This window comes from Peribacillus sp. SRI_006, assembly GCF_057586375.1.
Genome location: NZ_JBYCZT010000012.1, coordinates 71,812 through 84,565 on the forward strand (window position 1 = coordinate 71,812; position 12,754 = coordinate 84,565).

A 12,754-nucleotide genomic window follows, 5' to 3' on the forward strand; every position below is an offset into this window, starting at 1 on the left:
TAGGCATTCATTTGCTTTTCACTAAATCAATAGAATAATATTCTACGGCCGACTGTAGACAAAATCGATGAAAAACGAGTTTATCTACATTTTTTTGAACGTTGATCTCTTCTCCAGGCGCGCGCTTTTCCGGCAGGAGTCTCGCATACCCGCTCCAATCAACTTTGTTTTAACTTTTAGATAGACCCCTTTATCTTCTGTCTCCTAATTTTTATATGCTCAACATCATGTCAACCTGACTGTGGCCGATAATTTATGGCCTTCCAAGCCTTCGATTTCGGATTGATCTTCCGCATGGGATGCCAGAAATTGAATGCCTTGACCTGTGATTTCCTGATGTGTCATGACCTTCACATAACTTCCTGCCCAAAGTCCCCCTGTATATCTTGCTGCTTTTTGAGTCGGCAATGTATGGTTCGTTCCAGAGACTTTGTCAGAGAAGACGACGGAACTGCCTTCATCAAGGAATAGTGATCCATAATTAGTTAGCTTATCCATCAATTCACGGCTATTTTTGATATGCAAATGCAGATGTTCAATGGCATAATCATTGCAAATATCCAGTCCTTCTTGTAATGAATCTGCATAAATGATTTCCCCTCTTTCTTCCCATGATTCGTGTGCAGGGGAAGATGGTGAGAAGGTTTTCAAAAAGCCTTCGATTGCTTTCTCTGTTTCTTCGGCAATCGTTCTGGACGTTGTGACAAGAATGGCCCGTGCGTACGGATCGTGTTCGGCCTGGGCAAGTAAATCGGCCGCTATTTTCTGAGGTGAAGCCGAATCATCAGCAAAAACCATCACTTCACTTGGCCCGGCAATAAGGTCTATGCCCACTTTACCGAACACTTGACGTTTTGCTTCTGCTACAAACCGGTTTCCTGGTCCAGCGATGATATCCACTTCCGGGATGGATTCGGTTCCATATGCCATGGCAGCGATGGCCTGCGCCCCGCCAATTGCAAAAATGTCTGTAGCACCGGAGCGGATCAAGCCATATAAAACGGCCGGATGGATACCGCCTTCATAATTGGCCGGGCTTGCTGCAACGATTCTTTTTGCTCCTGCTACCTTTGCCGGTGCAACGACCATGGGTCCTGATGATAATAACGGGAATCTCCCCCCTGGAACATAAGCCCCCACCTTTTCGATCGGTACGATTCTATGCCCCATCTTAATACCCTCGCCAAAATCCTTTTCGAACGGAGTGAGGCAGCTCAACTGTGCTTTAGCAAAATCAGATACTCTTTCCACGACTCGATCGATCAGCACCTTTACCTCTTCTGGAAGAGTCCTGATACAATGCTCGATCTCCTCTTCACTAACCCGGACCGGACGATCGGAATCACCGAACTTTTTTTCATATTCCCGTACGGCATCATCCCCGCCTGCTTTTACATGTTCAATAATCGACTTCACCGTTTGTTCCACGTCATGTGAAGAGGTCTGTTCAACTACGTCCGCTTTTTTCATATATTCCATCCTATTTTCCCCCTAATCGTTGTTTAATGAAGAGACGGCTGCAGCACAGCCGTCAACTGGCAATCATGATACGCCGGTAAAATTCCCATCATCCATTGTGGATTCACCATCTTGTTGTGATTCGTTTTCATCTGGCAAATAGATTTGACGCAACACTTCCATTCCATCAAACAATAGCCATTCCTCCGAGATTTTTTCATTACGGATTTTATAGTGGCTGATGCCGGCAATATCAATGGCTTTTCCGCTAGGGGCTCCGAAGTATCCCGTTCCTTCGTGCACTCCTTGTATTCTCCAGCGAACCGCTACATCCCAATCACTGTCAGAGCCGCGCCTATTGCAAGTTACCCTCTCAAGAATCACCTTCCCATTCGGTATGGAGGCAAAGAGGCTCATGAACATTCCTTGAATTTCACTTACTCCGATTACATCCTTGTTGCAGACATAATGAACGACTGCATTTTCCTCATAATATTCCCGAACAAAGTTAAATGAGCGCCGGGCCCAAATTCGATTGAATACAAGCTGCATGAACTCCCCTATCTCGAACTCATCAGAGGATGGCGTGAATAGTTTAGGTGGTAGCCCCGTTTCTGCTGTCTCTTTAAATCCAAACTGTATAGCAGGAGCAAGCTTCTGCGTACTTTTGGCCATTTTTTTAGCAAACTCGACCGGATCCAAGCCAAGTTGCAGGACAAGATGATATGTATCCATCACAAGCCATTCTTCGTAAATCTTATTATTTAAGATCATACAATCAGCGCTTGTTCTGAACATCACTTTCTTTCCAGTGGCAGGACCGTATAAACTATCTCCAAGGTTCGTTGCAACAGAACGGCCCCGGTGTGAAGTGAAAAATCCTGCTTCATCATCCCCTGACCAGATTACACTCCAACCAAGCCCCTTCCGATCCGGAAAAGCATGCAGTGTTTGCAGCGTACCTGAGATGACTTCGTTAACCCCATGGCTATTGATCAACCCTTTATGAACGGATATGCTTGTGCTATACGTATCGTAAATAAGTCCGATGTCTTTCTCTTTCCAGATTTGCCGTGTGATTTTCACAATATAATCTACGATGTTGTTGTATTCCGGGTCAAAGCCGTTCATTCTCTGTTTCTTTTGATTCGTTTCTTCTATATTAATGTAATCATAATCATCTTTTGTATCGAGCATATTAACGTCTTCAGCATCCGCATAGAAGATGAAGTTCGGTGTTTTCTTGACCGGTTGGCTTGCATTCATTGTTGTTTTTTCTTCTTTTGGAGCCACTTGCACTGAACCTGTCTTTTTTTCTGCCATTATTACCATCCTTTTCGTATAAAGTAGTTTCGTCAAAATGCTGTACTTCTTGTAAAGTCATTTAACAGATTGAGTGGCCTTGCCTGCAGAGACAACATCATTTAACGCAGACGTAATCACATTATTCAATATGACCCCGACATATTGGGCGCCTTTGTCAAAAGCCCCATTAGCGGCAGCGCTGTTACTGGCAACGGTACCAATTGGCATATCAAGCTCTTTCCCTTTTATGAACAGTTCATCGATGACCTTTTGCACTTCAGGATGACTTGCGCCTTCCAGTTGGTATCCCATGTTCACCGAGAGGTCTGTAGAACCGATAAATGCCAAATCAATACCAGGAACTGTTGCAATGTCTTCAAAATTGTTTGCTGCAGCGAGTGTCTCAATATGCACAATTATCATAACATTTTCATTACTCTCATCTAAATAGGGTTTTCCGCCATCTTTTCCGTAGCGCGCCGGTCTGGTGGAATACGATACTCCTCTATTTCCATATGGAGGGAATTTAGCCCGATTAACTACCTCAAGTGCCTCTTCCTTTGTATTGACCATTGGCACTTGTACACCTTTTGCTCCGCGATCTAAAGCCTTTTGAATACTGGAAGGGTCATATGAAACCCGGACGATCGGGACAACCCCAACAGAATCCGCCGTACGGATAATGTTTTCAAGCTCTGATGCACTGAATGCACCATGCTCGTCATCTATTACGACGAAATCAAAGCCGGCATAACCGAGCATTTCGACTAATGGCGGGGAATTTATCCCTAAAAATGCACCAAGAACTTGTTCCCCGCGTTTGATTTTGTCCTTTATGGCATTATTCTTCATCGTCTTCCCTCTCTTTCTGCAGACTGTATCTCGTTCCATGCTGCAAAATCACGTCCAGTTCCCGGCACTTCAATTACCAGACAACCATTTCCTCATTGCAGCGCTCACTTTTTCAGGCTGTTCTAACGTACTTAAATGACCCGAATGACTAATGATTTCAAGACTCGCCGCCGGGATGTTCTCTTTTAGAAATTCAGACATATGAACAGGACATACCCTGTCTTCCTTTCCTGCCAAAATCATGGTCGGGCATTCAATAGCAGCAAGGATGGGACGTTGGTCAGAGCGCGTCATCACGGCTTTTAACTGATTGATATACCCTTCTTTGCCGACCTTTTCAGCCATATCGATGATCTTTGAAACTAATGCTTCATCATTTCTCCGTTCCGGATGGATTAACACCGCGAGAAGATAATTGCGTGTAATATCGAGAAATTGGCCATTATTCGCCATTTCGATGAACCTCTCCCAGCCTGTTATTTGTTCAGGTTGGGGAGGGTTGGGATTCGTATCAAGTAACGCTAGCTTTATGACCCGTTCCGGTGCTATTCGCATGATTTCCAGAGAAATGATGCCACCCAGGGATAAGCCTGCAAGTGCAAACTTATCAGGTGCCTCTTCCAATACCGACTTTGCGATTCCTTCTATAGTATCAGCCTTCGATACATCACAGACTTTCACATCCGCTAGATCTGAGAGGTTCACCAATTCCCATAGACGCTCATCACAAAGCGTACCCGGAAGCAAAATGAGCGTTACTTTACCCATGTTTATTTTTCACCCATTTTCAATTTATCGGCAATTTCCTTTTCAAGTTCTTCAAAGTTATCGGGTTTAATCATTTTGCCTAAATCATTGGCAAAGAATCCATATTCAGCTGCATCCTTGATCACCTTTGGCGACCAGTAAGGGTCTTTTCCATCAAATACTTTATGTTGTTCAAGAACGGCGAAGATCCAAGCATCTTCTTCACTGATGTTTTCGAATCCTCTCCATAAGCCTGGCGGTAATGAAATTAAGTCCCATTGATCGATGATCGTTTCGCCATCAATTTCATCAGGACCCTTCCCCCAGTAGAAACGCCATTTTCCTGAGAGAGGAAGAAAGGATTCAATGTAATCATGCGTATGGTAAGCAGGACCGTTTCCTTTCTGGGCTTTCACCATTCCGATTTGAAAACCATGCGGCTCGGTAATTTCAGGTGTGAAATTATCATTTTCGCTTGCTGTATCCCCAATTAATGTATAGTTGAGACGTTGATGACCCGGAATGATACTATCAATGAACATTAACGGTATTCCTTTTGATTTCATTTGATCAAAACGGACGATCCAATTGTTTTCCATTTCCTCATTCGTTACCGCTTTTTTTACTTTAGGTTCTTGTACTGACATTTTAATTTCCCCTTCCGTGTTCGTTAATTTTTTATTTTCATGATCGCGCTATTTAGAGAGTAAAGACGGCTAGTTTTAATTCAGTCATTTCCTCGACTGAATACTTAATCCCTTCCCTGCCAGTCCCGCTGTTTTTCACTCCGCCATATGGCATGTGATCCACCCTGAATGATGGGATGTCATTCACGATGACACCTCCGACCTCAAGCCGTTCAACAGCATCAAAAGCTTTTGGCATCGAAGTCGTATAGACGCCTGCTTGGAGGCCGTATAAAGAATCATTCACAAGGTCGATGGCTTCATCCCATGTTTTATAGGAATTGACTGAAACGATGGGGGCAAATGCTTCCTGGCAGCTTACTTCCTGTGTTGACCCCGCATTTTTGATAATGGTTGGATGAAGGATTGCACCTGTTCTTTGACCGCCATATGCGATTTCCGTTCCAGCGTTTCTAGCCGATTCGATCCACCCTTCCACTCGTTTTGCTTCATTTATACTGATCAACGCGGAAAGATCTGTATCTTCTGATTCCGGATCCCCAAATTTTAGCTGCTTCGTCTTTTCGGTAAACTTTTGCAAAAATGAATCATATAAATCTTCCTGTACATAAATTCGCTGGACAGAGATGCAAACCTGACCTGAATAGGCAAAGGAACCTTCGACACAGCGCTGTGCAACGGCATCCAAGTCAGCAGCACTGTCGATGATGACAGCAGAATTGGAACCAAGCTCCAATGTCACCTTTTTCAAGCCAGCTCTTTCTTTGATCCCCAAACCGACTTCGACACTTCCTGTAAATGTGACCATTTTAATTCTCGGATCAGTGACCAATACGTCGCCGACGACACTTCCTTTACCTGTGACAACATTCAGGGCGCCTTTAGGTAAACCTGCTTCTTCAAAAATTTCGGCTGCGGCCAATGCACTAAGCGGAGTCTGTGATGCCGGTTTTAAAATGACCGAGTTGCCTGCAGCAAACGCGGGACCAAGCTTATGTGCCGCTAAATTAAATGGAAAGTTAAATGGTGTGATGGCAGCAATGACGCCGAGCGGTTCACGCTTTGTATAAGCAAAGCGGCCTTTGCCATTTTTAGCGGCATCCATCGGAATCGTTTCACCATGAATCCGTTTTGCCTCTTCTGCTGCAAACTTGTATGTTTCAATCGTGCGTAAAATTTCGCCCCTTGCCGCCTTTAATGGCTTAGCATTTTCCTTAGCGAGTATTAATGCACATTCCTCAAGTCTTTCCTTGAAAATTTCGGCTGCACGTTCCAGGATATTGGAGCGCTCAAGGGCTGTTAGCTTTTTCATTTCTTTTGCACCTTGTTCCGCACATTTTATCGCTTTTAGTACCGTCTCCTTTTCTGCCAAAGGCACTTGCGCGATCAATCTGCCGGAATAAGGGGACCGAAGATCGTAATGATCATTACCATCCAGCCACTCGCCGCCGATGTATAATCTCTTTTTATCGGAATTTGTCTTGATCAAGTCAGTTTCCCACCCTTCCTTTAAAGGCGCTTTGATAGATTCCGAGAATCTTTTGTTCATTTAGCTTATAAGGAGTGTTCGATAGCAAGCGATCAATTTTGGCCGCCTGTTCCGCCAGCATCGGTAATGATTCCTCTTCAATCCCAAGTTCTGATAACGATGTAGGTAAATCAAGATCCTCCAGAAGCTGATACATATAATCAACAACTTCCTTCAATGCTTCGCTTGGCTGTGATTTGAAATCACCCAACTGTAAGAAGGACGCTACCTCCATCATTTCTTTCGTGCATGTCTTCCCAATCACTTCGAAAACGAATGGCATTAAAAGGGCATTTGCGACACCATGCTCAATATGGTATTTACCGCCTAGCGGATAGGCCAGTGCATGAACCGCCCCAACCCCTGCATTTGCTAGAGCCACACCCGCTAATGAACTTACCCAGCTCATTCCTGTCCGTGCATCCAAATCATTTCCGTTATGGACAGCTCTCGTAATGTTCGAAGGAAATAATTTCATTGCTTTCTCTGAATAAACTTTCGTAAGCGGTGTAGCCTTGATGGCAATATAAGATTCAATGGCATGTGTAAAGGCGTCCACCCCTGATGCCGCAGTAACTCGTGCCGGGCAGGAAATGGTCAATTCCGGATCGATGATCGCTACATCCGGAAGGAATACCGGGCTTACGATCCCTCTTTTTACTTGCTGCTCCTCATCACCGAAAATGGCATTCATCGTCACTTCCGAACCTGTTCCTGAAGTTGTCGGCAAAAGAATGCATTTAACCGTTCTCGTTTTCACCACTTTTTCACCGTTAAGATAACTTGTTATATCGTCTTTCCCACATAAAGCTGCTGTTGCTTTGGCTACATCCAGCGCACTTCCCCCGCCGATTCCGATGATTACATCACATTTCTCGGCATCTAGCGTTAGTACGGCCTCCTTCAATAGCTGAAACGTCGGCTCTCCCGATATCTCCGTATATGTAATGGTTGGTACGGATAGAGGCTTAATATGATCCAACACTTTTTGAACAACGCCAACTTTTTCCAGACCCTTGTCACTTACAATCGCAACCTTCTTGGCTCCCAGCTCTTCAATTTCCTTTACTAACGTCGTAAATGCCCCAACACCAACCCGGAAAACTGTCGGCATTCGAAAATCTTGGATTATATTTTGAGCTATAGACATCATTCACCCTCCTTTTGAATACGTATTCAAAAAACTCACCAGACGGTCCAACCGCCATCGACCACCAATGTTTGACCTGTCATCATATCTGAACAATCTGATGCCAGGTAAACCACGCCGCCAAATAAATCCTCCGTTTTAGCAAGTCTGCCAAGCGGAATCCTGCTCAATACTTCATCTTTGAACGTTTCATCTTCAAACATCTGCTTGGTCATCGGTGTTTCAATGAAGGTTGGAGCAATGGCATTGACATTGACTTGATGCGGTGCCCATTCTATCGCGAGCGCTTTCGTCAACTGTGTAATTCCTCCTTTACTGGAGGAGTATGCAGCCCGTTTGTAATAACCGACGAATGCCATTTGCGAAGACATGTTTATGATCTTGCCTTTTTTTTGGTCGATCATATACTTCCCTGCCGCTTGGCTCGTAAAAAATACACTTTTTAAATTAATGTCCAGGACGGTGTCCCACTCTTGCGATGTCAACACTTCAGCTGGCTTTGCCACGTTTATTCCTGCATTATTTATTAAAATATCAATCTTACCGAAGTGTTTGTATATCCCTTCCATTACTTGTGCCGTTTCTTCAACCTTTGTTAAGTCGAATGAAACGGGTAAAACATTTACACCGGTTTGCCCGATTTCATGTGCTGCTTCTTCAAGTTGCTGTTTATTGCGGGCAACTATTGCTATATCGGCACCGGCCTGCGCAAGCAAATGGGCTAAGTCTTTACCGATTCCTTTACTTGCACCTGTTATGATGGCCACTTTACCGCTTAAATTAAATAAATGATTTATATCCAATCTATCACCTATCTTTACCTCATAGAGGCGATTTTTCATTTTGCATGATTTTGAATACGTATTCAAAATCATGCAAAATACTTGTTAGCGATTACAAATTAAAATATAAACAACTTTCTGACTTTTGTAAATAGTAAAATTTTAAAAATTCCTGATTTTTATGAAAGTGAATACACATAAGGTCCGATCCAAAACCGGCCATTCCCCTTAATCTTGTACGGGGGCTGGCCCTGTTGTTTTACGGACCATCAGTTCAGGCTTAAGGAAAATTTGTATGGATGAAGATGATGTTTCTTTATTTTCGATGAGAAAGATTAATTTTTCCAGAGCTGTTAAAGACATTTGATCCATTTGTTGGGATATTGTGGTCAGACCTATGAATTCATTTGCGGACAATCTTATATTATCAAACCCAACAACCGATAAATCAGCAGGGATTTTCAAATTCAGGCTTGAAGCTGCATCTAGGACTGCGAGAGCCATCTGATCGGATGCGGCTATGATTGCAGTCGGCCTGTCCTTCTTTTTCAGCAGTTTTTTTGTAAATGAATAAATCTTGTCATAGGAAAATTCGCTATTGAAAATCAAGCCTTCATCAATTTCATACCCGTTCTCCATCATCTCTTCTTTATAACCAACCGTTCGTTCATATGTTGCCAAGTATTTGGATGGGCCGGATATTTTCGCTATTTTTTTATGTCCTAATTTTATTAGATGCTGAACAGCGAGCCTGGCACCTTTATTATTGTCCATTACGATAAAATTAACGTCCTTGATATCGAGGAAACTATTATATAATAATACGGGAAATCCATTATCATGTAACTTCTTAATTTTTTCAGTATAATTTTTACTCACGCTTGTAAGGATGATTCCCTCTACCCTTTTGCCAATCAGCAAATTAATGGCTTGTTCCAAGTTTTCATCTTTATGCCCCGTGTTGTAAACGATGACATCATATTTTAATTCTTGTGCCCTTTCTATGATGACTTCTGCCGTTTCGGCAAAGAATGGATTTGAAATGCTCCCCAATATCAACCCTATTGATTTGGTTCTTTTTTCAACAAGGCTTCTGGCTATTTCATCCCTTGTAAATCCCAGTTCATTAATGACAGCAAGAACCTTGTCACGCGTATTTTTCTTAATATAGGGGTAATCATTCAGCACCCTGGAAACGGTTGATTGTGAAACACCCGCTATTTTGGCCACATCTTCTGTCGTCACTCTCTTCATGCTTCATAAATCCTTTCTACGTCTAGTAATTGTTATCCTAGGAAACTAAAATAACGTATTTATATCAATATAAACATTATGATTTCCCTTTAATATATCATAATATTTAAAATTTTACTTCCAGTTATGGAACTGTTTTGGGTTTTGGATTGCGTCAGGTTGTATTTTTCGGAAAATATGAGGATTTAAAGTAAGCGTTTGTTGCTCATCTTATTCTATAGGAAAAAGAGCCGATCTTTATAGATGGGCTCTTGAGATAAGCTCGATATTAATTGAGTTTGCAAAAATCGTTGATTGGAACGTAGGGCACTCGCTTTCCGCGGGCGGTCCGGAAGCCTCCTCGGCGCCTTTGCGCCTGTGGGGTCTTCCCTGGACACGCTTTTCCCGCAGGAGTCTCGTACCTTCCGTTCCAATCAACTTTGCCTTTAAAACTTAGATGAATCTCTTTTTGTCTATAAACTGCTGTAACTTCTAGACTGTAGACAAATTAAAACACGTTCCAGTTGATGTCAGAAATCCGCTCCCTTTCCGCCGGCTGTCTGCCAAGCCTCATCAAAGAAAGCGTCTGTGGGGTCTCGGCTAGCCAGTTATTCGGCAGGAGTGTCGCAAATTTCTTCAATCCTTTGAGGGTTTCAAACAGTTTAAAACCATTAAGGAATCTTGTTTAATATCAAGGTCCGGAATGATACCATTCCGAACCCGTTTTGTAGACATAATTAAGTTGTCAAAATTCATACGTTGTTTGGAACGTAAGACACTCGCTCTTCCAGGTTTCAGTGAAACTTTGCCTTTAAAAAGCGATACAGTCCATCTTCTCGATATGAATACTCCGTCACTTCATCGGCTTGTTCTTTGACAAGGTCAGTGGCGTTTTTCATGGCAACGCAATGTCCGGCGAGTTTAAATAGCGGGAGGTCATTTTCGCCATCGCCTACTGCCAGGATTTCTTCGGGTGCTAGCTGAAAGTGTTTCAGCAGCAGTTGAACGCCTGTTGCTTTTGTGATGCCTTCCACGGTCACTTCTACATTATGATGGGTGGAGGAAGCTGTGGTAAAGGCATTGTACTGCTTGATTTTCCCCAACTCCGCTTTCCATTTTCGAATCGTATTCATTTCATTGCTGAAAAAGTAGATTTTGGCGACGCTCTTTATATCCAGTTGTTCTGACCATCTTATTTTGTCTTCGACTGCATCCTGTCTTGATAGCCACTCATTTTCATCGACTGTTTCAGGTTTTGGTTTCAAACCTTGTTTAACCATATAGTCTTTATCTTTAAGTAATGCCATCCGTGTTCCTTCGTTCGGATGAACTTCGTAAAAAATCTCTTCCGCTCCTGCTTTGGCGACCAATTCTTCGACAAGTTCCGTCGACAGGGCGTGTTCGACAATCTGTTCCTTTCCGATGAATACGGACATTCCATTGGCGGTCACCATTCCGTCGGCCTCCATGCCGGCCGGCAAAACGTCCCTCACCTCTTCCAGCGTTCTTCCTGTTGCAATGAAAATCAGCTTACCGCTTTCCCTAAGTTCGCCTATGTATTGTTCCAGCGTCTCATTCACAGTATTTCTTTCGTTCAATGTCGTGCCATCCAAATCAAGCACAATTGCTTTGTTGGCCATGCCAATCACCTCAAAAATCAGAATGATGATAAAATGCCAACAGCCCATTATCTATAAGATCTTAGGCTGTTGGTTTCATTCATATATTTTTATTTCTGTACCTTATCAGTATAACAGTTTAGGATAATCCTAAAAGTTTCATGACACTCAGGATCAAGAGACCTACCACACCGAAGTCCGAATCACCAAATGTGGTGCCTTCAAACCCTACATCCCCCAAGAAGACCAGGAGTATTGCCGGCAGGAAACTGATGATGAGTCCGTTGGCAAACGATCCAAGCATCGCTCCGCGTCTGCCTCCCGTGGCATTTCCGAAAACACCTGCTGCAGCTCCGGTGAAGAAATGCGGTACGAGCCCAGGAACGATTACTTTCAATCCAAGTGCCGGAAGGAGGAACATGGATAGTAGTCCAGCCAGGAAACTGAATAGAAACCCGATGATCACTGCATTTGGAGCGAATGGAAAGATGGTCGGACAGTCCAATGCAGGTTTTGTATTCGGCGCCACTTTATCGGCAATCCCTTTGAATGCAGGGACGATTTCAGCAATTAACATCCGTACTCCTGCAAGGATGATGTAGACTCCCGCAGCAAATGTTATCGCCTGGATGAAAGAGAATACGATGAAGTTCGAACCGCCGGATAATTCCGTTTCAATATAGTTCTGCCCGGCAAACAATGCGACGATCACGAAGAACATCGTCATCGTAAGCGATACAGCGACCGATGTGTCCCTCAGGAATCCTAAAGACTTGGGAACCTTGATTTGCTCTGTCGTTTTTTCCTTATTTCCAAACCATTTTCCCACATTCGCGGATACGAAATATCCGATAGTCCCGAAATGGCCGATGGCAAAATCATCGCTGCCGGTAATCTTCCGTACGTATGGCTGAAGGAGGGCTGGGAACAACACCATGCATACTCCTAATAGAATGGAGCCGACCAAGATAAGCGGAAATCCGCTGAGCCCGCCGACGGATAGGGTGACTGCAAGTAAACAAGCCATGAATAAGGTATGGTGTCCCGTTAAAAATATATATTTAAATGGCGTGAAACGAGCAAGCAAAACATTGACAACCATCCCAAATACCATGATAAGTGCAGTCGAAGTCCCAAAATCACTTTGGGCGGCTGCGACAATGGCTTCGTTATTCGGTATGACGCCTTGTACGTTGAATGCATGATCGAACATTTTACTGAATATATCAAGGGCGCCAATGAGCACTGCCGCTCCCGCTCCGATGATAATGAAGCCCATGACGGTTTTTAGCGTTCCGGATACGACATCCGCACTGGATTTCCGCTGTAACAGCAGTCCAATGAGGGCAAACAGCCCCACAAGTATGGAAGGTGTACCCAAGATGTCATTCATGATAAGTTCCAGCATTGCCTCTCCCCCTCTTCTTTATGTT

At 43.6% G+C, this 12,754-nt stretch carries 11 protein-coding genes; all 11 read right to left on the reverse strand.

Annotated features, from left to right (window positions below; all coding sequences use genetic code 11):
* Positions 1-225: 225 nt before the first annotated feature.
* The 11 genes from hisD to ulaA all read right to left on the reverse strand — a co-directional run bounded on the left by hisD (position 226) and on the right by ulaA (position 12,729).
* Complete coding sequence (gene hisD / locus AC2YHV_RS18215; protein ID WP_487373772.1) at positions 226-1,479, reverse strand: histidinol dehydrogenase; 1,254 nt, start codon at positions 1,477-1,479, stop codon at positions 226-228.
* Positions 1,480-1,542: 63 nt separating this feature from the next.
* Positions 1,543-2,781, reverse strand: coding sequence for an ester cyclase (locus AC2YHV_RS18220; protein WP_053536252.1), 1,239 nt, complete (start codon positions 2,779-2,781; stop codon positions 1,543-1,545).
* Positions 2,782-2,838: 57 nt separating this feature from the next.
* Positions 2,839-3,615, reverse strand: a complete 777-nt coding sequence (locus tag AC2YHV_RS18225; protein ID WP_400448755.1) for an HpcH/HpaI aldolase family protein — start codon at positions 3,613-3,615, stop codon at positions 2,839-2,841.
* A 69-nt stretch (positions 3,616-3,684) separates the two neighbouring features.
* Positions 3,685-4,383, reverse strand: a complete 699-nt coding sequence (locus tag AC2YHV_RS18230; protein WP_487373773.1) for an alpha/beta fold hydrolase — start codon at positions 4,381-4,383, stop codon at positions 3,685-3,687.
* A gap of 2 nt (positions 4,384-4,385) precedes the next feature.
* A complete protein-coding gene (locus AC2YHV_RS18235) occupies positions 4,386-5,009 on the reverse strand; it encodes a cupin domain-containing protein (protein WP_098863906.1) in 624 nt (207 codons plus the stop codon).
* Positions 5,010-5,061: 52 nt separating this feature from the next.
* Positions 5,062-6,495 (reverse strand): aldehyde dehydrogenase family protein, encoded by a 1,434-nt coding sequence (locus tag AC2YHV_RS18240; RefSeq protein WP_487373853.1) that lies wholly within the window; start codon positions 6,493-6,495, stop codon positions 5,062-5,064.
* A gap of 4 nt (positions 6,496-6,499) precedes the next feature.
* The gene (locus AC2YHV_RS18245) at positions 6,500-7,687 is read right to left on the reverse strand and encodes an iron-containing alcohol dehydrogenase (protein WP_487373774.1); all 1,188 of its coding nucleotides are present in this window, start codon (positions 7,685-7,687) and stop codon (positions 6,500-6,502) included.
* A 35-nt stretch (positions 7,688-7,722) separates the two neighbouring features.
* A complete protein-coding gene (locus tag AC2YHV_RS18250) occupies positions 7,723-8,490 on the reverse strand; it encodes an SDR family NAD(P)-dependent oxidoreductase (protein ID WP_223255775.1) in 768 nt (255 codons plus the stop codon).
* Positions 8,491-8,697: 207 nt separating this feature from the next.
* Complete coding sequence (locus AC2YHV_RS18255) at positions 8,698-9,723, reverse strand: LacI family DNA-binding transcriptional regulator (protein ID WP_098863908.1); 1,026 nt, start codon at positions 9,721-9,723, stop codon at positions 8,698-8,700.
* 773 nt (positions 9,724-10,496) lie between these two features.
* Complete coding sequence (locus tag AC2YHV_RS18260) at positions 10,497-11,342, reverse strand: HAD family hydrolase (RefSeq protein ID WP_268937611.1); 846 nt, start codon at positions 11,340-11,342, stop codon at positions 10,497-10,499.
* A gap of 118 nt (positions 11,343-11,460) precedes the next feature.
* Entirely contained in the window at positions 11,461-12,729 is a 1,269-nt protein-coding gene (gene ulaA / locus AC2YHV_RS18265; RefSeq protein WP_063575201.1) for a PTS ascorbate transporter subunit IIC, read from the reverse strand.
* Between the last annotated feature and the right edge of the window lie 25 nt (positions 12,730-12,754).

What these genes read in the sequence shown, in the direction of transcription:
- AC2YHV_RS18245 (WP_487373774.1), bottom strand. Translation starts at nt 7,687, where the DNA reads ATGTCTATAGCTCAAAATATAATCCAAGATTTTCGAATGCCGACAGTT.
- AC2YHV_RS18230 (WP_487373773.1), bottom strand. Translation starts at nt 4,383, where the DNA reads ATGGGTAAAGTAACGCTCATTTTGCTTCCGGGTACGCTTTGTGATGAG.
- hisD (WP_487373772.1), bottom strand. Translation starts at nt 1,479, where the DNA reads ATGGAATATATGAAAAAAGCGGACGTAGTTGAACAGACCTCTTCACAT.
- ulaA (WP_063575201.1), bottom strand. Translation starts at nt 12,729, where the DNA reads ATGCTGGAACTTATCATGAATGACATCTTGGGTACACCTTCCATACTT.
- AC2YHV_RS18220 (WP_053536252.1), bottom strand. Translation starts at nt 2,781, where the DNA reads ATGGCAGAAAAAAAGACAGGTTCAGTGCAAGTGGCTCCAAAAGAAGAA.
- AC2YHV_RS18260 (WP_268937611.1), bottom strand. Translation starts at nt 11,342, where the DNA reads ATGGCCAACAAAGCAATTGTGCTTGATTTGGATGGCACGACATTGAAC.
- AC2YHV_RS18225 (WP_400448755.1), bottom strand. Translation starts at nt 3,615, where the DNA reads ATGAAGAATAATGCCATAAAGGACAAAATCAAACGCGGGGAACAAGTT.
- AC2YHV_RS18255 (WP_098863908.1), bottom strand. Translation starts at nt 9,723, where the DNA reads ATGAAGAGAGTGACGACAGAAGATGTGGCCAAAATAGCGGGTGTTTCA.
- AC2YHV_RS18235 (WP_098863906.1), bottom strand. Translation starts at nt 5,009, where the DNA reads ATGTCAGTACAAGAACCTAAAGTAAAAAAAGCGGTAACGAATGAGGAA.